Genomic DNA, 15,905 nt, shown 5'->3' with positions numbered 1-15,905 from the left:
TCACGATGTCCCGTCGTCATCGCGCCGAGAAGCGTGAAGTCCTGCCGGACGCCAAGTATGGCGACCGCGTCCTGACGAAGTTCATGAACTGCCTGATGTTTGACGGCAAGAAGTCGTCGGCTGAAAGCATCGTCTATGGGGCCCTCGGCCGCATCGAGGTCAAGACCAAGAACGACCCGGTTCAGGTCTTCCACGATGCGCTCGCCAACGTGAAGCCGCATCTGGAAGTGCGCTCGCGCCGCGTCGGCGGTGCGACCTATCAGGTCCCGGTCGAGGTCCGTTCGGACCGCGCCCAGGCCCTGGCCATCCGTTGGCTGATCGGCGCCGCCCGCGCCCGTTCGGAAAACACGATGACCGAGCGTCTGTCGGGCGAACTGCTCGACGCCGCCAGCCAGCGCGGCACTGCCGTGAAGAAGCGCGAAGACACGCACCGCATGGCGGAAGCCAACAAGGCGTTCTCGCACTACCGCTGGTAAGGTTAACGCCTCTCCTGGTGATTTTGCATGCCCCGTTCGCACGCCCTCGACCGTTACCGCAACATCGGCATCATGGCCCACATCGATGCCGGCAAGACGACGACGACCGAGCGCATCCTGTTCTATACCGGCAAGTCCTATCGCATGGGCGAGGTCCATGACGGCACCGCCGTCATGGACTGGATGGAGCAGGAGCAGGAACGGGGCATCACCATCACCTCGGCGGCGACGACCTGTTTCTGGCGCGACCACCGCATCAACATCATCGACACGCCCGGCCACGTCGACTTCACCATCGAGGTCGAACGGTCGCTGCGGGTCCTGGATGGCGCAGTCGCCATCTTCGATGCGGTCGCGGGGGTCGAGCCACAGACGGAAACCGTGTGGCGGCAGGCCGACAAGTACGGCGTGCCGCGCATGGCCTTCGTCAACAAGATGGACCGCGTCGGGGCGGATTTCGCGGCTTGCGTCGCGATGATGGCCGACCGGCTCGGTGTCGCACCGCTGGTGCTGCAACTCCCCATCGGCGTCGAATCCGGTTTTTCCGGCGTCGTCGATCTGGTCGAGATGCGGACGACGGTCTGGAAGGCCGAGACGCTCGGCGCAGAATTCGAACACACCGATATTCCCGAGGATCTGGCCGGACCGGCCGCGGATGCCCGTCAGGCTCTCCTGGAGGCCGTGCTCGACCTCGACGAGGCCGCCATGACCGCCTATCTGGACCGCGGCGAGGAGCCAGCGCCTGCTGCCCTGCGCGCCCTGATACGGAAGGGCACGATTTCCGGCGCGCTGGTCCCGGTGCTCTGCGGCTCGGCCTTCCGCAACAAGGGCATCCAGCCGATGCTGGACGCCGTCGTCGATTTCCTGCCGGCGCCGAACGACATCGGCTCGGTCAAGGGCCACGCCCTGAGTGGCGGCCAGGCGGAGGAGCGGGCGGCCAACGACAGCGCCCCCTTTGCCGGTCTGGCCTTCAAGGCGATGAACGACCCCTATGTCGGGACGCTCACCTTCTGCCGCATCTATTCCGGCACCGCCAGCGTCGGCGACTGGCTGCTCAATCCGGTCAAGGGCGAGCGCGAGAAGATCGGCCGCATGCTGCTGATGCATGCCAACAGCCGCGAGGACATCGAGCGCGCCCACACCGGCGACATCGTTGCCTTCGCCGGGCTGGAGCACACCGCCACCGGCGACACGCTGTGCGATCCGGCCCGGCCGATCGTGCTGGAGCGGCTTGACGTTCCCGAGCCGGTGATCGAGATCGTGGTCGAACCGCGGACGGATGCCGACCATGACCGGATGGCGGCGGCGCTGAACCGGTTGGGCCATGAGGATCCGTCGATGCGGGTCTCGGTCGACCGCGAGAGCGGCCAGACCCTGATCCGCGGCATGGGCGAGCTGCATCTCGACGTCATCGTCGACCGGATGAAACGCGAGTTCCGCGTCGATGCCGCGGTCGGGGCACCCAAGGTCGCCTATCGCGAGACCGTGCAGCGCTCGGCCGACATCGACCATGTCCACGCCCGCCAGTCCGGCGACCGCGCCCAGTTCGCCCGGGTGGTGCTTTCGGTGGAAGCGCTTGGGCGCGGCGCGGGCTTCGTCTTCGAGAACCGCGCTTCGGCGCTGCCCCGCGAGTTCGCCGCCGGCGTGCAGCGCGGGCTGGAGGCGGCGAAGGATGCCGGCGTGGTCGCCGGCTACCCGGTCGTCGACCTCAAGGTGACGCTGACCGGCGGCGAGACGCACGATGTCGATTCCTCGCCGCTCGCCTTCGAGCTGGCGGCGCGGGCCGCCTTCCGGGAGGCGATGACAAAAGCCGCTCCGACGTTGCTCGAACCGCTGATGCGGGTCGAAATCATCACGCCGGACGACTATATGGGCGACGTCATCGGCGACCTGAACGGTCGCCGCGGGCAGATCACCGGCATGGACCAGCGCGGCAACGCGCGCATCGTCACGGGACTGGTTCCCTTGGCGGCCATGTTCGGTTATGTGAATTCCCTGCGCTCCATGAGTCAGGGCCGCGCGCAGTACAGCATGCAGTTCGACCATTACGAGCCGGTGCCACAGGCCATCGCGGACGGGGTCCGCGCCAAGGTGGCCTGAAGACCGCTGGAACGATTGAGAAACGGAGAGACCAACCCATGGCCAAGGCAAAGTTCGAGCGGAACAAGCCGCACTGCAACGTTGGCACGATCGGCCACGTCGACCACGGCAAGACGTCGCTGACGGCGGCGATCACGAAGGTGCTGGCGGAGTCCGGCGGCGCGACCTTCACCGCTTACGATCAGATCGACAAGGCGCCGGAAGAGAAGGCGCGCGGCATCACGATCTCGACGGCCCACGTCGAGTACGAGACGGCCAACCGCCACTACGCGCACGTCGACTGCCCGGGCCACGCCGACTATGTGAAGAACATGATCACCGGCGCCGCCCAGATGGACGGCGCGATCCTGGTCGTGTCGGCCGCCGACGGCCCGATGCCGCAGACCCGCGAGCACATCCTGCTGGCCCGCCAGGTCGGCGTTCCGGCGCTGGTCGTGTTCATGAACAAGGTCGACATGGTCGACGACGAAGAGCTGCTGGAGCTGGTCGAGCTGGAAGTGCGCGAGCTTCTGTCGTCCTACCAGTTCCCGGGCGACGACATTCCGATCACGAAGGGCTCGGCGCTGTGCGCGCTGGAAGACCGTTCGCCGGAGATCGGCCGCGACGCTGTCCTGGCGCTGATGAAGACGGTCGACGAGTACATCCCGCAGCCGGAGCGTCCGGTCGACCGTCCGTTCCTGATGCCGATCGAGGACGTGTTCTCGATCTCTGGCCGCGGCACGGTGGTGACCGGCCGCGTCGAGCGTGGCATCGTGAAGGTCGGTGAGGAAGTCGAGATCGTCGGCCTGAAGGCGACGGTGAAGACGACGGTGACCGGCGTGGAGATGTTCCGCAAGCTGCTCGACTCCGGGCAAGCCGGCGACAACATCGGCGCGCTGCTGCGCGGCACGAAGCGCGAGGACGTTGAGCGCGGCCAGGTTCTGGCCAAGCCGGGTTCGATCACCCCGCACACCAAGTTCAAGGCCGAAGCCTACATCCTGACGAAGGAAGAGGGCGGTCGCCACACCCCGTTCTTCACGAACTATCGTCCGCAGTTCTACTTCCGGACGACGGACGTGACGGGCATGGTGTCTCTGCCGGAAGGCGTGGAGATGGTGATGCCGGGCGACAACGTCGCCATGGACGTCGCGCTGATCGCCCCGATCGCCATGGACGAAGGCCTGCGCTTCGCCATCCGCGAGGGTGGCCGCACCGTCGGTGCAGGCGTCGTTGCCAAGATCATCGAGTGATGACCGATGCTGCTGCCGTCTCGCGACGGCGGCAGCATCTGGTAGGGTAGGGTGTCCGGTCGGTCCGGCCGCCGGTTGTATGAGACGGGTCGTCCGCACAGCGCAAGCAGGGCGGGCGGCCCGCCCCGGTTCTAGCCATCGGGCGTCGGCGTTCAATGGCCGCCCGCCTGTCGATCAGGCTTCCTCCGTCCGGGGGGAGATTCAGGATTGACAGGCGGGCGTTGAACGCCTAGAGATTACGCCCTCTGGATTTTGGGTTGGTGGTAGGCAGCTTCGGCCTAGACGCAGCCCGAGACGAACGGCAAAGGCGCGCCCCTTCGGGAGGTGCGCCGTCTGCTGAACGGAACATCCCCTTTGCGCCGCCCGCGCAGGGGATGTTCTTTTTCGTATCGGATCGTCGCATCGGTCACAGTGTCGCCCGTCGGCCCCGCTTCGGTGGATCGGCGCGCGGCTTTGCGCTGTCGACGATGTGCCGCAAGCAAGCTCGTGGAGTTCCGGTGACGCGTCCGCGTCATCGCTAAAAGGTGCAAGGGACGTTTGGACATGGACAGCCAGAACATCCGCATCCGCCTGAAGGCGTTCGATCATCGCGTGCTCGACCAGTCGACCAGCGAGATCGTCAACACCGCCAAGCGGACCGGCGCGCGCGTGCGGGGCCCGATCCCGCTGCCGACGCACATTGAGAAGTTCACCGTGAACCGCTCGCCGCACATCGACAAGAAGTCGCGCGAGCAGTTCGAGATCCGCACCCACAAGCGCCTGCTCGACATCGTCGATCCGACGCCGCAGACCGTGGATGCGCTGATGAAACTCGACCTCGCCGCCGGCGTGGACGTCGAGATCAAGCTCTGATTTTTGGTTGGTAAGGGACCTCTCCATTCGCGGACGTCCCTGGTCAGGAGATAAAGAACAATGCGATCCGGTTTGATCGCGCAGAAGCTCGGCATGACCCGCGTCTTCACGGACGACGGCCAGCATGTTCCGGTCACTGTGCTGAAAGTCGACAGCTGCCAGGTCGTCGCCGTTCGTACCGAGGACAAGGATGGCTACACCGCCGTCCAGCTCGGCGCGGGCGCCATCAAGGTCAAGAACGTCAACAAGCCTGAGCGCGGGCATTTCGCCAAGGCGCGCGTGGAGCCCAAGCGCAAGCTGGTCGAGTTCCGCGTCGATGCCGATGCCCTGATCGAGGTTGGCGCCGAGCTGTCGGCTGCCCACTTCGTCGCCGGCCAGTTCGTCGACGTCACCGGCACTTCCATCGGCAAGGGCTTTGCCGGTGCGATGAAGCGGTGGAACTTCGGTGGTCTGCGCGCCACGCACGGCGTGTCGGTGTCGCACCGCTCGCACGGTTCGACGGGCAACCGTCAGGATCCCGGCAAGGTCTTCAAGAACAAGAAGATGGCCGGCCATCTCGGTGACGAGAAGGTCACGGTCCTGAACCTCCAGGTCGTGTCGGTCGATGAAGAGCGCGGCCTGATCCTGCTCAAGGGCGCCGTCCCGGGCGCCGAGGGCGGCTGGCTGCGCATCCGTGATGCGGTCAAGAAGAAGGCTCCGGAAGGACTGCCCTTCCCGGCCGGCATCAAGTCTGCTCCGGCGGCGGAAGCCCCGGCCGAGACGCAGGAGTGAGCGCCATGAAGGCCACGATCAAGAATCTGAACAACGAGGCCGTCGGCGAGATCGAGCTGTCGGAAGCCGTGTTCGGTCTTCCGACCCGCACCGACCTGCTGGCCCGCATGGTGAACTGGCAGCTGGCCAAGCGCCGCTCCGGCAACCATAAGACCAAGGGCATCAGCGAGATCAGGGGCACGACCAAGAAGCCCTATTCGCAGAAGGGCACCGGTCGCGCTCGCCAGGGCTCCATCCGTTCGCCGCAGTTCCGCGGCGGTGCGACCATCTTCGGTCCGGTCGTGCGCTCGCACGCCCATGATCTGACCAAGAAGGTCCGCAAGCTGGCGCTCAAGACCGCCCTGTCGGCCAAGGTCGCCGAGGGCAAGCTGATCGTCCTGGAGGCCGCGGCCGCCGAGACCCACAAGACCAAGGATCTGGTGGCCCGTCTCGCCACCCTCGGCCTGACTTCGGCACTGATCATCGACGGCTCGAACCTGGACGACAACTTCGCCAAGGCTTCGCGCAACATCCCGCTGATCGACGTGCTGCCGGAGCAGGGCGCGAACGTCTACGACATTCTCCGCCGCGATACGCTGGTCCTGACCCGCAACGCGGTCGAGCAACTGGAGGCTCGCCTGAAATGAGCAAGCAGTCGAAACCTGCGGTGAGCCAGGAGCGGATGTACGACCTGATCCTCGCTCCCGTCATCACCGAGAAGTCGACGTTGGTGTCGGAGCACAACCAGGTCACGTTCCGCGTGCCGCTCACGGCCTCCAAGCCGGAGATCAAGGCCGCCGTTGAAGGTCTCTTCAACGTCAAGGTGACCGCGGTCAACACCCTGGTTTCCAAGGGCAAGACCAAGCGGTTCCGCGGCACCATCGGCCGTCGCTCGGACTTCAAGAAGGCCGTCGTCACCCTCGCCGAGGGTAACAAGATCGACGTGACCACGGGCATCTGAGCGGGAGTGTGATCCGATGGCTCTGAAGCAATACCGCCCGATTACTCCGTCGCTCCGCCAGTTGGTCATCGTCGACCGCTCGGAGCTGTGGAAGGGCAAGCCGGTCAAGACCCTCACCGAGGGCCTGACCAAGTCCGGCGGCCGCAACAACACCGGCCGCATCACCGCGCGCCGGATGGGTGGCGGTCACAAGCGCGTCTACCGTCTGGTGGACTTCAAGCGTCGCAAGTTCGACATCCCGGCCGTCGTCGAGCGGCTGGAATACGATCCGAACCGCACCGCTTTCATCGCGCTGATCAAGTACCAGGACGGGACGCTGTCCTACATCCTGGCGCCGCAGCGCCTGAAGGTCGGCGACACCGTCGTGTCGGGCGAGAAGGTCGATGTGAAGCCCGGCAACGCCATGCCGCTGCGGAACATTCCGGTCGGCTCGATCGTGCACAACGTCGAGCTGAAGGCGGGCAAGGGTGGTCAGGTCGCGCGCTCCGCGGGCACCTACCTCCAGCTCGTCGGCCGCGATGGCGGCTACGCCCAGCTGAAGCTGCCGTCAGGCGAGCTTCGCGTGGTGCGCGGCGAGTGCATGGCGACCCTGGGCGCGGTGTCGAACCCCGACCAGATGAACACCAACCTTGGCAAGGCCGGTCGCAACCGCTGGCTGGGCAAGCGTCCTTCGGTCCGTGGCGTCGCCATGAACCCGATCGACCACCCGCACGGCGGTGGTGAAGGTCGCACCTCGGGCGGCCGTCATCCGGTCACCCCGTGGGGCAAGCCGACCAAGGGCAAGAAGACGCGTCACAACAAGAAGACGGACGGCCTGATCCTGCGCCGCCGTCATTCGAAGTAAGGAGGTCGAACGATGGCACGCTCCGTTTGGAAGGGCCCGTTCGTCGACGGCTATCTGCTGAAGAAGGCGGACAAGAGCCGGGCTTCGGGCCGCAACGAGATCATCAAGATCTGGTCGCGTCGTTCGACCATCCTGCCGCAGTTCGTCGGTCTGACGTTCGGCGTCTACAACGGCCACAAGTTCCTGCCGGTTCTCGTCACCGAACACATGATCGGTCACAAGTTCGGCGAGTTCGCTCCGACGCGGACCTTCTATGGCCACGCGGCGGACAAGAAGGCGAAGAGGAAGTAAGCCATGGGCAAGTCTGCCAACCCCAGCCGGGTCGCGGAGAACGAGGCTCTGGCCCGCAATCCGATGATCCGCACCAGCCCGCGGAAGCTCAACCTCGTCGCCCAGCTGATCCGGAACATGGATGCCAGCCGCGCCGTGGCCGAGTTGACCTTCTCCAAGCGCCGCATCGCCGGCGAGGTGAAGAAGGTTCTGCAGGCCGCGATCGCGAACGCCGAGAACAACCATCAGCTCGACGTCGACCGTCTCTACGTGTCGTCGGCGACCGTTGGCCGCGCTCTGGTGATGAAGCGCTTCCATGCCCGTGCCCGCGGTCGCGGCGCCCGGGTTGAGAAGCTGTTCAGCAACCTGACGATCATCGTTCGCGAGCGTGACGCCGCCGTTGCCGAAGGGGCCGAGTAATGGGTCAGAAAATCAATCCGATTGGGCTGCGCCTCGGCATCAACCGGACCTGGGACAGCCGTTGGTTCGCCAAGCGCGACTACGCCAACCTGCTGCACCAGGACCTGAAGCTGCGCGGCTATCTGCAGGGTCGCCTGCAGCAGGCCGGCGTGTCTCGCGTCGTCATCGAGCGTCCGGCCAAGAAGGCCCGCATCACCATCCACTCGGCCCGTCCGGGCGTGGTGATCGGCAAGAAGGGCGCGGACATCGAGAAGCTGCGTCAAGAGCTGTCGAAGATGACCGGCAGCGAGGTGAGCCTGAACATCGTCGAGATCCGCAAGCCGGAAATCGACGCCCGGCTCATCGCCGAGAACATCGCCAGCCAGCTGGAGCGCCGCGTGGCGTTCCGCCGTGCCATGAAGCGCGCCGTGCAGTCCGCCATGCGCCTGGGCGCCCAGGGCATCCGGATCAACTGCTCCGGCCGTCTGGGCGGGGCTGAGATCGCCCGCATGGAGTGGTACCGCGAGGGCCGCGTTCCGTTGCACACCCTGCGTGCCGACATCGATTACGGTGTGGGCACCGCCAAGACCACCTACGGCACCTGCGGTGTCAAGGTGTGGGTGTTCAAGGGCGAGGTCATGGCTCACGACCCGATGGCGCAGGACAAGCGCATGGGTTCCGAGCCGGTGTCGACCGACGGCGAGCCGCGCCGCGATCGTCACGATCGCCGCGACCGTCGCGAGCGCTCCGAGCGCTCCGAACGCGAGTAAAGGGGCCGAGCGATGCTTTCTCCCAAGCGCACGAAATACCGCAAGGCCCACAAGGGCCGCATCCACGGCAACGCCAAGGGCGGTACCGATCTGAACTTCGGCTCCTTCGGCCTCAAGGCCCTGGAGCCGGAGCGCATCACCGCCCGGCAGATCGAGGCGGCCCGCCGCGCGATCACCCGCGCGATGAAGCGTCAGGGTCGCGTCTGGATCCGCGTTTTCCCGGATCTCCCCGTCTCCACCAAGCCCGCCGAAGTCCGCATGGGCTCCGGTAAGGGTTCGCCGGAGTACTGGGCGGCCCGCGTCAAGCCGGGTCGCATCCTGTTTGAGCTGGACGGCGTACCCGCCGATGTGGCAAAAACCGCCTTCGCTCTGGCGGCCGCGAAGCTGCCGATCAAGGTGAAGCTGGTGACCCGCCTGGGCGGGGTCGAGGAGACCGCGGCATGAAGGCCGTAGACATTCGTACGAAGAGTGCGGACGAGCTGAACGATCAGCTCCTCCAACTCAAGAAGGAACAGTTCAACCTGCGTTTCCAGAAGGCCTCCGGCCAGCTGGAGAACACTGCGCGGGTGAACGTGGTGCGCCGCGACATCGCCCGCATCAAGACCATCATCGGCGAGCGCGCCCGCTCCGCCGACGCCGGCAAGTAAGGGGGATCATCCATGCCTCGCCGCGTTCTGCAGGGCACGGTGGTCAGCGACAAGTGCGACAAGACCGTTACGGTTCTTGTCGAGCGCCGTGTCATGCACCCCGTGTACAAGAAGTTCATTCGTCAGTCGAAGAAGTACGCCGCCCATGATGAGGGCAACCTCTTCAAGATCGGCGACAGCGTTTCGATCATCGAGTGCCGTCCGATCTCCAAGTCCAAGCGTTGGACGGTCGTGACGGAGTCCGCCGCCGACAGCGGCGCCGCGTGATAACGAAAGGTCATAAACCATGATCCAGATGCAAACCAACCTGGAAGTCGCCGATAACAGCGGGGCGCGCCGGGTGCAGTGCATCAAGGTGCTTGGCGGGTCCAAGCGGAAGGTCGCGACCGTGGGCGATGTCATCGTCGTCTCGGTCAAGGAGGCCATTCCGAAGGGCCGCGTCAAGAAGGGCGACGTGCATCGTGCCGTCATCGTCCGCACCGCGAAGGAACTGCGTCGGGAGGACGGGTCTGCGATCCGTTTCGACCGGAACGCCGCCGTGCTCATCAACAAGCAGGGTGAGCCGATCGGCACCCGTATCTTCGGGCCGGTCACTCGTGAGCTTCGCGGCAAGAAGTTCATGAAGATCATCTCGCTGGCGCCGGAGGTGCTGTGATGGCCGCCAAGATCAAGACCAAGGACAAGGTCGTCGTCCTGACCGGCAAGGACAAGGGCAAGACCGGCGAGGTGCTTCGCGTCATTCCCAAGGAGAACCGTGCGGTTGTCCAGGGCGTGAACGTGGTGAAGAAGCACCAGCGTGCCAGCGCCCGCTCGCAGGGTGGCATCATCGAGATGGAGGCGCCGATCAACGTCTCGAATCTCGCTCACGTCGACCCCAAGGATGGCAAGCCGACCCGCGTCGGTTTCAAGATCCTTGAGGATGGCCGCAAGGTGCGTGTCGCCAAGCGGTCCGGCGAAGTCATTGACCTGTGAGGGCCCGGGCATGACCGCACGTCTGAAAGAAGTTTACGCCTCCAAGATCCGCGCCGCTCTGAAGTCGGAATTCGGCTACAAGAACGACATGGAAGTCCCGCGGCTCGAGAAGATCGTGGTCAACATGGGTGTCGGCGAGGCTGTCGCCGACTCCAAGAAGATCCAGCTCGCCGTGGCCGAGATGGCCGCCATCACCGGTCAGAAGCCGGTGGTGACCAAGTCGCGCAAGTCGATCGCCCAGTTCAAGCTGCGCGAAGGCATGGCGATCGGCTGCAAGGTCACGCTGCGCAGCGACCGCATGTACGAGTTCCTGGACCGTCTGGTGACGATCGCGTTGCCGCGCGTCCGTGACTTCCGCGGTATCCCGGGGAACAGCTTCGACGGCCGTGGCAACTATGCCATGGGTGTCAAGGAGCAGATCATTTTCCCGGAGATCGATTACGACAAGATCGATCAGATCCGCGGCATGGACATCATCATCGTCACCTCGGCGAAGACCGATCAGGAAGCCAAGGCTCTCCTGAAGGGCTTCGACATGCCGTTCGTGAGCTGAGGCTGGAGCACGACCATGGCTAAGACCAGTGCCATCGAAAAGAACAAGCGTCGCGCCAAGCTGGCCAAGCAGTACGCGAACAAGCGTGCGAAGCTGAAGGCTATCGCGAACGACAAGACCCTCCCGCCGGAAGAGCAATTCGCTGCCCGCCTCAAGCTGGCCGAACTGCCGCGCAACTCCTCGAAGGTGCGCGTCCGGAACCGCTGCGAGTTGACCGGGCGTCCGCGCGCGTTCTATCGCAAGTTCAAGCTGTCCCGCGTCACCCTCCGCGAACTGGCCTCGACCGGCCAGATCCCGGGGATGACGAAGTCGAGCTGGTAAGGAGGGTCCGAGAATGTCTTTGAGCGATCCGCTCGGCGATATGCTGACCCGCATCCGTAACGGTCAGCACGCCCGCATGTCCGTTGTGGTTTCCCCGGCGTCAAAGTTGCGCGTCAACGTCCTGGACGTGCTGAAGCGCGAAGGCTTCATCCGCGGCTGGTCCGAGGAAGAGCTGCGTCCCGGCGTCAAGAACCTGAAGATCGAGCTGAAGTACCACGAAGGCGAGCCTGTCATTAAGCAGATCGCCCGTGTGTCGAAGCCCGGCCGTCGCGTCTATTCGAAGATCGCCGACCTGCCCCGTGTCTACAACGGGCTCGGTCTGTCGATCCTGTCGACCCCGCGCGGCGTGATGTCGGACAACGAGGCCCGCGCCGCCAATGTCGGCGGTGAAGTCCTCTGCCGCGTGTTCTAAGGGGGATTGGCAGATGTCGCGCATTGGCAAGCATCCCGTGCCGGTCCCGGCTGGCGTCGACGTTAACGTCGACGGCCAGCAGGTGACGGCGAAGGGCAAGCTGGGGCAACTCAGCCTGACCCTGGTCGACGACATCAACGCCTCGCTGGAAGACGGCAAGGTGGTGGTGAAGCCGGCAAATGACAGCAAGCGCGCCCGCACCATGTGGGCAACCTCGCGCACCCTGATCAACAACATGGTCACCGGTGTCAGCCAGGGCTACACGATCAACCTCGAGATCAACGGCGTCGGTTACCGCGCGGCCGTGCAGGGGAAGGAGCTGGTCATGCAGCTCGGCTTCTCGCACGACGTGAAGTACCCGATTCCGGACGGCATCACGATCAAGTGCGACAAGCCGACGGCCATCTCGGTCAGCGGCTACGACAAGCACAAGGTCGGCCAGGTCGCCGCCGAGATCCGCGGTTGGAAGAAGCCGGAGCCGTACAAGGGCAAGGGTATCAAGTACGATACCGAAACCGTCCTGCGCAAGGAAGGTAAGAAGAAGTAACCGCCATGCTGAAGCCAAAGCAACTCCACGAGCGCCGCAAGCAGCGCGTGCGCGCGCAGATTGCCAAGAAGGCCGGCGGGCGTGTTCGCCTCTCGGTCTTCCGGTCGAATCTGCATATCTACGCCCAGATCATCGACGACGAAAACGGCAAGACGCTCGCGTCTGCCTCGTCGCTGGAGAAGGAGCTGCGCGAGCAGCTCAAGCACGGCGGCAACGTCGAGGCGGCCAAGCGCATCGGCGTGCTGATCGCCGAGCGTGCCAAGGCCGCGGGCGTCACCGAGGTCGTGTTCGACCGCGGTGGTTATATTTTCCATGGCCGGGTCAAGGCCCTGGCCGACGCCGCCCGTGAGGGCGGGCTGTCGTTCTAAGGAGGCCCGGATATGGCACGTGAACGTGGGGAGCGGGACAACCGCGACCGGCAGCCGCGCGAGCGGGAAGAAAGCGAGCTGATCGAAAAGCTCGTCGGCATCAACCGCGTTGCCAAGGTGGTCAAGGGTGGTCGTCGCTTCGGCTTCGCCGCTCTGGTCGTTGTCGGTGACGGCAAGGGCCGCGTCGGGGTCGGATCGGGCAAGGCCCGTGAAGTTCCCGAGGCGATCCGCAAGGCGACGGATCAGGCCAAGCGCGGCATGATCCGGGTTCCGCTGCGCGAAGGCCGGACGCTGCATCACGACACCAACGGTCACTTCGGTGCCGGCAAGGTCGTGCTGCGGGCCGCCCCGGCCGGTACCGGCATCATCGCCGGCGGTCCGATGCGCGCGATCTTCGAGGCTCTCGGCGTCGCCGACGTCGTGACCAAGTCGATCGGCACCTCGAACCCGCACAACATGATCAAGGCGACCTTCGACGCCCTGACCCAGGTCACCAGCCCGCGTTCCGTCGCGGCGCGTCGCGGTCGTCGCGTGAGCGACATCCTCGGCCGTCGCGAGGCCGGCGCCGGACAGGAGGCCTGATCATGGCGGAGAAGAAGACCGTCGTCGTGACCCAGATCGGCAGCCCGATCGGCCGCAAGCACGACCAGCGCGAGACGCTGGTCGGTCTGGGTCTCAACAAGCTGCACCGGACCCGCGAGCTGGAGGATACTCCGGCCGTGCGGGGCATGATCGCCAAGGTCGCGCACCTGGTCCGCGTCGAGAACGAGGGCTGAGATCATGACCAAGCTGAATGACCTGCGTGACAACGCCGGTGCCCGCAAGGCGCGTATGCGCGTCGGTCGCGGTATCGGTTCGGGCAAGGGCAAGACCGCCGGCCGTGGCGTGAAGGGTCAGACCTCGCGCACCGGTGTGGCGATCAACGGCTTCGAAGGCGGGCAGATGCCTCTGCACCGCCGCCTGCCGAAGCGCGGTTTCCGGAACATCTTCGCCAAGGAATACTCGGTGGTCAATCTGGGCATGGTCCAGAAGGCGATCGACCTCGGCAAGCTGAACGCCGCCGAGACCATCGATGCCGCGGCGCTCCACGCCGCCGGTGTCACCGGCCGGGTGAAGAAGGACGGTGTCCGTCTGCTGGGCAAGGGCGAGCTGACCACGAAGGTTTCCTTCACGGTCGCCGGCGCGTCCAAGTCGGCAGTCGAGGCCGTCGAGAAGGCGGGTGGCAGCGTCACGCTGACCGCGCCCGCCGCCGAAGCCGCCGAGTAAAGTTCCGCGACAAGCCCGGGCTTGCGCACGGGCTGGCGTGGCACTACAAAAAGCGAAGTCGCGAGGGGCGGCCTGCGTCATGCAGTGCCGCCCCGTTCGCGCTTACGGGACAGGGATTGGACCATGGCATCAGCGGCCGAGCAGCTTGCCGCCAACATCAATTTCGGGGCTTTCTCCAAGGCGACCGAGCTGAAAAAGCGGATTTGGTTCACCTTGGCGGCCCTGATCGTCTACCGGCTGGGCACCTATATCCCGCTGCCGGGCATCGACCCGCACATCCTGCAGGATGTCTTCAAGCAGCAGGGCGGCGGTATTCTCGGCATGTTCGACATGCTGGCGGGCGGCGCGCTCAGCCGCATGACCATCTTCGCGCTCAACATCATGCCGTACATCTCGGCGTCCATCATCGTGCAGTTGCTGACCGCCGTGTCGCCGCAGATGGAGGCCATGAAGAAGGAAGGCGAATCGGGGCGCAAGAAGCTGAACCAGTACACCCGGTTCGGCACGGTCGCACTCGCCACGGTGCAGGCTTACGGCCTTGCCGTCGGCATCGAATCGATGCGCGGTTCGACCGGAGCCGCGGTGATCGATCCGGGGCTGTTCTTCCGCATCGCCACCGTCATCACGCTGGTCGGCGGCACCATGTTCCTGATGTGGCTCGGTGAACAGATCACCGCGCGCGGCATCGGCAACGGCATCTCGCTGATCATCTTCGCCGGCATTGTCGCCGAGTTGCCGCGGGCGCTGGTGAACACGCTCGAGCTCGGCCGTCAGGGCGCCCTGTCGACCATCTTCATCATCGTGATGCTGTTGATGGCGGTCGGCGTCGTCTTCTTCATCGTCTTCATGGAGCGCGCCCAGCGCCGCCTGCTGGTCCAGTACCCGAAACGCCAGGTCGGCAACCGGGTGTTCGGCGGCGAAGCGTCGCACCTGCCGCTGAAGATGAACACCGCCGGCGTCATTCCGCCGATCTTCGCATCGTCGCTGCTGCTGCTGCCGCTGACCGCGGTCGGTTTCGCCGGCGGCGAGGGACCCGAGTGGCTGCAGGCGGTGTCGCGCTACGTCGCGCACGGCACGCCGCTGTACATGCTGCTCTACGCCTCGCTGATCGTGTTCTTCTGCTTCTTCTACACCGCCATCGTCTTCAACCCCACCGAGACGGCCGACAACCTGCGCAAGCATGGCGGTTTCATCCCCGGCATCCGTCCGGGCAAGAACACCGCCGACCACATCGATTATGTGCTGTCGCGGCTGACGGTCATCGGTTCCGCGTACCTTGTGGCGGTTTGTCTCCTCCCCGAAATCCTGATATCCCAGCACTCGGTTCCGTTTTATTTTGGCGGCACCAGCCTGCTGATCGTGGTCACCGTCACGATGGACACGGTTGCGCAGATTCACTCCCACCTGCTGGCCCACCAGTATGAGGGATTGATCAAGAAATCGAAGCTTCGGGGGAGAAGGTAATGAACCTCATACTGCTCGGTCCGCCGGGCGCCGGGAAGGGGACCCAGGCGCGCCGTCTTGAAGACACGCGCGGTCTGGTGCAATTGTCGACGGGCGACATGCTCCGCGCCATGGTGGCCGAAGGCGGGCCGCTCGGGCAGCAGGCGAAGGAGATCATGGCCGCCGGCAAGCTGATGCCGGACGAGCTGATGGTCAGCATGATCGCCGAGCGTATTTCCAAGCCCGACGTCAAGAACGGCTTCATCCTCGACGGGTTCCCGCGCACCGTGGCCCAGGCCGAGGCGCTGGACGCGATGCTGGACGAGAAGGGCCTGAAGCTCGACCATGTGATCGAGATGCGGGTCGTCGACGACGTGCTGGTCGAGCGCATCACCGGCCGCTACACCTGCGCCAAGTGCGGCAAGGGCTATCACGACAGTTTCGAGAAGCCGAAGGTAGCCGGCGTCTGCGATGTCTGCGGCAGCACGGAATTCAAGCGTCGCGCCGACGACAATGCCGAGACGGTGAGCACCCGCCTGGCCCAGTACCACCAGCAGACCGCACCGATCCTGCCCTATTACCAGGGCCGCGGCGTGCTGAAGGCGGTGGACGGCATGGCCGACATCGATGAGGTGACCAAGGAGATCGAGGCGGTCCTCGCAGGCTGAGGTCCGTCATCCACTCGATACAGGAAAGGCCGTGCTCTCCGTCCGGAGGGCGCGGCC

The 15,905-nt window shown here is 65.2% G+C and carries 26 protein-coding genes; all 26 read left to right on the top strand.

Annotated features, from left to right (window positions below):
- Nucleotides 1-5: 5 nt before the first annotated feature.
- The 26 genes from rpsG to AL072_RS01370 all read left to right on the top strand — a co-directional run bounded on the left by rpsG (nt 6) and on the right by AL072_RS01370 (nt 15,848).
- A complete protein-coding gene (gene rpsG, locus AL072_RS01495; RefSeq protein WP_045581805.1) occupies nt 6-476 on the top strand; it encodes a 30S ribosomal protein S7 in 471 nt (156 codons plus the stop codon).
- Nucleotides 477-503: 27 nt separating this feature from the next.
- Nucleotides 504-2,576 (top strand): elongation factor G, encoded by a 2,073-nt coding sequence (gene fusA / locus AL072_RS01490; RefSeq protein WP_045581806.1) that lies wholly within the window; start codon nt 504-506, stop codon nt 2,574-2,576.
- A 38-nt stretch (nt 2,577-2,614) separates the two neighbouring features.
- On the top strand, nt 2,615-3,805 hold the full coding sequence (gene tuf / locus AL072_RS01485) for an elongation factor Tu (RefSeq protein ID WP_045581796.1): 1,191 nt from the start codon (nt 2,615-2,617) through the stop codon (nt 3,803-3,805).
- A gap of 543 nt (nt 3,806-4,348) precedes the next feature.
- Nucleotides 4,349-4,657: a 30S ribosomal protein S10 gene (gene rpsJ, locus AL072_RS01480; protein WP_012973204.1), complete on the top strand. Its 309-nt coding sequence runs from the start codon at nt 4,349-4,351 to the stop codon at nt 4,655-4,657.
- A gap of 60 nt (nt 4,658-4,717) precedes the next feature.
- Nucleotides 4,718-5,428 (top strand): 50S ribosomal protein L3, encoded by a 711-nt coding sequence (rplC, locus tag AL072_RS01475; RefSeq protein WP_045581807.1) that lies wholly within the window; start codon nt 4,718-4,720, stop codon nt 5,426-5,428.
- A 5-nt stretch (nt 5,429-5,433) separates the two neighbouring features.
- Nucleotides 5,434-6,054: a 50S ribosomal protein L4 gene (gene rplD / locus AL072_RS01470; protein ID WP_045581808.1), complete on the top strand. Its 621-nt coding sequence runs from the start codon at nt 5,434-5,436 to the stop codon at nt 6,052-6,054.
- Nucleotides 6,051-6,368, top strand: coding sequence for a 50S ribosomal protein L23 (locus tag AL072_RS01465; RefSeq protein WP_012973207.1), 318 nt, complete (start codon nt 6,051-6,053; stop codon nt 6,366-6,368). Before rplD ends, AL072_RS01465 begins: the two co-directional genes overlap by 4 nt.
- Nucleotides 6,369-6,384: 16 nt before the next feature.
- On the top strand, nt 6,385-7,212 hold the full coding sequence (gene rplB, locus AL072_RS01460) for a 50S ribosomal protein L2 (protein ID WP_045581809.1): 828 nt from the start codon (nt 6,385-6,387) through the stop codon (nt 7,210-7,212).
- Between the two features lie 12 nt (nt 7,213-7,224).
- A complete protein-coding gene (gene rpsS, locus AL072_RS01455) occupies nt 7,225-7,503 on the top strand; it encodes a 30S ribosomal protein S19 (protein WP_012973209.1) in 279 nt (92 codons plus the stop codon).
- 3 nt (nt 7,504-7,506) lie between these two features.
- The gene (rplV, locus tag AL072_RS01450; protein ID WP_012973210.1) at nt 7,507-7,902 is read left to right on the top strand and encodes a 50S ribosomal protein L22; all 396 of its coding nucleotides are present in this window, start codon (nt 7,507-7,509) and stop codon (nt 7,900-7,902) included.
- On the top strand, nt 7,902-8,651 hold the full coding sequence (gene rpsC, locus AL072_RS01445) for a 30S ribosomal protein S3 (RefSeq protein WP_045581810.1): 750 nt from the start codon (nt 7,902-7,904) through the stop codon (nt 8,649-8,651). The genes rplV and rpsC overlap by 1 nt, the downstream gene beginning before the upstream one ends.
- A 12-nt stretch (nt 8,652-8,663) precedes the next feature.
- A complete protein-coding gene (gene rplP / locus AL072_RS01440; RefSeq protein ID WP_045581811.1) occupies nt 8,664-9,095 on the top strand; it encodes a 50S ribosomal protein L16 in 432 nt (143 codons plus the stop codon).
- Entirely contained in the window at nt 9,092-9,298 is a 207-nt protein-coding gene (rpmC, locus tag AL072_RS01435; RefSeq protein WP_045581812.1) for a 50S ribosomal protein L29, read from the top strand. The genes rplP and rpmC overlap by 4 nt, the downstream gene beginning before the upstream one ends.
- Before the next feature lie 12 nt (nt 9,299-9,310).
- A complete protein-coding gene (rpsQ, locus tag AL072_RS01430; RefSeq protein WP_045581813.1) occupies nt 9,311-9,565 on the top strand; it encodes a 30S ribosomal protein S17 in 255 nt (84 codons plus the stop codon).
- A gap of 19 nt (nt 9,566-9,584) precedes the next feature.
- The gene (gene rplN / locus AL072_RS01425) at nt 9,585-9,953 is read left to right on the top strand and encodes a 50S ribosomal protein L14 (protein WP_012973215.1); all 369 of its coding nucleotides are present in this window, start codon (nt 9,585-9,587) and stop codon (nt 9,951-9,953) included.
- On the top strand, nt 9,953-10,270 hold the full coding sequence (rplX, locus tag AL072_RS01420; RefSeq protein ID WP_045581814.1) for a 50S ribosomal protein L24: 318 nt from the start codon (nt 9,953-9,955) through the stop codon (nt 10,268-10,270). The genes rplN and rplX overlap by 1 nt, the downstream gene beginning before the upstream one ends.
- 10 nt (nt 10,271-10,280) lie before the next feature.
- Nucleotides 10,281-10,823: a 50S ribosomal protein L5 gene (rplE, locus tag AL072_RS01415; RefSeq protein WP_045581815.1), complete on the top strand. Its 543-nt coding sequence runs from the start codon at nt 10,281-10,283 to the stop codon at nt 10,821-10,823.
- A 15-nt stretch (nt 10,824-10,838) separates the two neighbouring features.
- Nucleotides 10,839-11,144: a 30S ribosomal protein S14 gene (gene rpsN / locus AL072_RS01410; protein WP_045581816.1), complete on the top strand. Its 306-nt coding sequence runs from the start codon at nt 10,839-10,841 to the stop codon at nt 11,142-11,144.
- Between the two features lie 13 nt (nt 11,145-11,157).
- Complete coding sequence (gene rpsH / locus AL072_RS01405) at nt 11,158-11,556, top strand: 30S ribosomal protein S8 (RefSeq protein ID WP_045581817.1); 399 nt, start codon at nt 11,158-11,160, stop codon at nt 11,554-11,556.
- Nucleotides 11,557-11,569: 13 nt separating this feature from the next.
- Nucleotides 11,570-12,103: a 50S ribosomal protein L6 gene (gene rplF, locus AL072_RS01400; RefSeq protein ID WP_045581818.1), complete on the top strand. Its 534-nt coding sequence runs from the start codon at nt 11,570-11,572 to the stop codon at nt 12,101-12,103.
- Nucleotides 12,104-12,108: 5 nt separating this feature from the next.
- Complete coding sequence (gene rplR / locus AL072_RS01395; protein WP_045581819.1) at nt 12,109-12,471, top strand: 50S ribosomal protein L18; 363 nt, start codon at nt 12,109-12,111, stop codon at nt 12,469-12,471.
- Nucleotides 12,472-12,483: 12 nt separating this feature from the next.
- Entirely contained in the window at nt 12,484-13,053 is a 570-nt protein-coding gene (gene rpsE, locus AL072_RS01390) for a 30S ribosomal protein S5 (RefSeq protein ID WP_014246902.1), read from the top strand.
- 2 nt (nt 13,054-13,055) lie between these two features.
- Nucleotides 13,056-13,247 (top strand): 50S ribosomal protein L30, encoded by a 192-nt coding sequence (rpmD, locus tag AL072_RS01385; protein WP_014246903.1) that lies wholly within the window; start codon nt 13,056-13,058, stop codon nt 13,245-13,247.
- Between the two features lie 4 nt (nt 13,248-13,251).
- The gene (gene rplO, locus AL072_RS01380) at nt 13,252-13,737 is read left to right on the top strand and encodes a 50S ribosomal protein L15 (RefSeq protein ID WP_045581820.1); all 486 of its coding nucleotides are present in this window, start codon (nt 13,252-13,254) and stop codon (nt 13,735-13,737) included.
- 123 nt (nt 13,738-13,860) lie between these two features.
- Nucleotides 13,861-15,201 carry a preprotein translocase subunit SecY gene (gene secY, locus AL072_RS01375; protein ID WP_045581821.1) on the top strand — a complete coding sequence of 447 codons (1,341 nt, stop codon included), beginning with the start codon at nt 13,861-13,863 and terminating at the stop codon, nt 15,199-15,201.
- Nucleotides 15,201-15,848 carry an adenylate kinase gene (locus AL072_RS01370; protein ID WP_045581822.1) on the top strand — a complete coding sequence of 216 codons (648 nt, stop codon included), beginning with the start codon at nt 15,201-15,203 and terminating at the stop codon, nt 15,846-15,848. The genes secY and AL072_RS01370 overlap by 1 nt, the downstream gene beginning before the upstream one ends.
- Nucleotides 15,849-15,905: the final 57 nt, after the last annotated feature.

This window comes from Azospirillum thiophilum, assembly GCF_001305595.1.
Lineage (GTDB): Bacteria > Pseudomonadota > Alphaproteobacteria > Azospirillales > Azospirillaceae > Azospirillum > Azospirillum thiophilum.
Note: the sequence above shows the minus strand (reverse complement) of the source record. Positions and strands in the feature narration are given on the sequence as shown.

Bases quoted from the DNA above. Each gene is read 5' to 3' on its own strand.
- rplN (WP_012973215.1), top strand. From the start codon at position 9,585: ATGATCCAGATGCAAACCAACCTGGAAGTCGCCGATAACAGCGGGGCG.
- rpsS (WP_012973209.1), top strand. From the start codon at position 7,225: ATGGCACGCTCCGTTTGGAAGGGCCCGTTCGTCGACGGCTATCTGCTG.
- secY (WP_045581821.1), top strand. From the start codon at position 13,861: ATGGCATCAGCGGCCGAGCAGCTTGCCGCCAACATCAATTTCGGGGCT.
- rpsH (WP_045581817.1), top strand. From the start codon at position 11,158: ATGTCTTTGAGCGATCCGCTCGGCGATATGCTGACCCGCATCCGTAAC.
- rplR (WP_045581819.1), top strand. From the start codon at position 12,109: ATGCTGAAGCCAAAGCAACTCCACGAGCGCCGCAAGCAGCGCGTGCGC.
- rpmD (WP_014246903.1), top strand. From the start codon at position 13,056: ATGGCGGAGAAGAAGACCGTCGTCGTGACCCAGATCGGCAGCCCGATC.
- AL072_RS01370 (WP_045581822.1), top strand. From the start codon at position 15,201: ATGAACCTCATACTGCTCGGTCCGCCGGGCGCCGGGAAGGGGACCCAG.
- fusA (WP_045581806.1), top strand. From the start codon at position 504: ATGCCCCGTTCGCACGCCCTCGACCGTTACCGCAACATCGGCATCATG.
- rplF (WP_045581818.1), top strand. From the start codon at position 11,570: ATGTCGCGCATTGGCAAGCATCCCGTGCCGGTCCCGGCTGGCGTCGAC.
- rplC (WP_045581807.1), top strand. From the start codon at position 4,718: ATGCGATCCGGTTTGATCGCGCAGAAGCTCGGCATGACCCGCGTCTTC.
- rpsJ (WP_012973204.1), top strand. From the start codon at position 4,349: ATGGACAGCCAGAACATCCGCATCCGCCTGAAGGCGTTCGATCATCGC.
- rpmC (WP_045581812.1), top strand. From the start codon at position 9,092: ATGAAGGCCGTAGACATTCGTACGAAGAGTGCGGACGAGCTGAACGAT.
- rplE (WP_045581815.1), top strand. From the start codon at position 10,281: ATGACCGCACGTCTGAAAGAAGTTTACGCCTCCAAGATCCGCGCCGCT.
- rplD (WP_045581808.1), top strand. From the start codon at position 5,434: ATGAAGGCCACGATCAAGAATCTGAACAACGAGGCCGTCGGCGAGATC.
- rplP (WP_045581811.1), top strand. From the start codon at position 8,664: ATGCTTTCTCCCAAGCGCACGAAATACCGCAAGGCCCACAAGGGCCGC.
- rpsN (WP_045581816.1), top strand. From the start codon at position 10,839: ATGGCTAAGACCAGTGCCATCGAAAAGAACAAGCGTCGCGCCAAGCTG.
- rplO (WP_045581820.1), top strand. From the start codon at position 13,252: ATGACCAAGCTGAATGACCTGCGTGACAACGCCGGTGCCCGCAAGGCG.
- rpsC (WP_045581810.1), top strand. From the start codon at position 7,902: ATGGGTCAGAAAATCAATCCGATTGGGCTGCGCCTCGGCATCAACCGG.
- tuf (WP_045581796.1), top strand. From the start codon at position 2,615: ATGGCCAAGGCAAAGTTCGAGCGGAACAAGCCGCACTGCAACGTTGGC.
- rplV (WP_012973210.1), top strand. From the start codon at position 7,507: ATGGGCAAGTCTGCCAACCCCAGCCGGGTCGCGGAGAACGAGGCTCTG.
- rplX (WP_045581814.1), top strand. From the start codon at position 9,953: ATGGCCGCCAAGATCAAGACCAAGGACAAGGTCGTCGTCCTGACCGGC.
- AL072_RS01465 (WP_012973207.1), top strand. From the start codon at position 6,051: ATGAGCAAGCAGTCGAAACCTGCGGTGAGCCAGGAGCGGATGTACGAC.
- rpsE (WP_014246902.1), top strand. From the start codon at position 12,484: ATGGCACGTGAACGTGGGGAGCGGGACAACCGCGACCGGCAGCCGCGC.
- rplB (WP_045581809.1), top strand. From the start codon at position 6,385: ATGGCTCTGAAGCAATACCGCCCGATTACTCCGTCGCTCCGCCAGTTG.
- rpsQ (WP_045581813.1), top strand. From the start codon at position 9,311: ATGCCTCGCCGCGTTCTGCAGGGCACGGTGGTCAGCGACAAGTGCGAC.
- rpsG (WP_045581805.1), top strand. From the start codon at position 6: ATGTCCCGTCGTCATCGCGCCGAGAAGCGTGAAGTCCTGCCGGACGCC.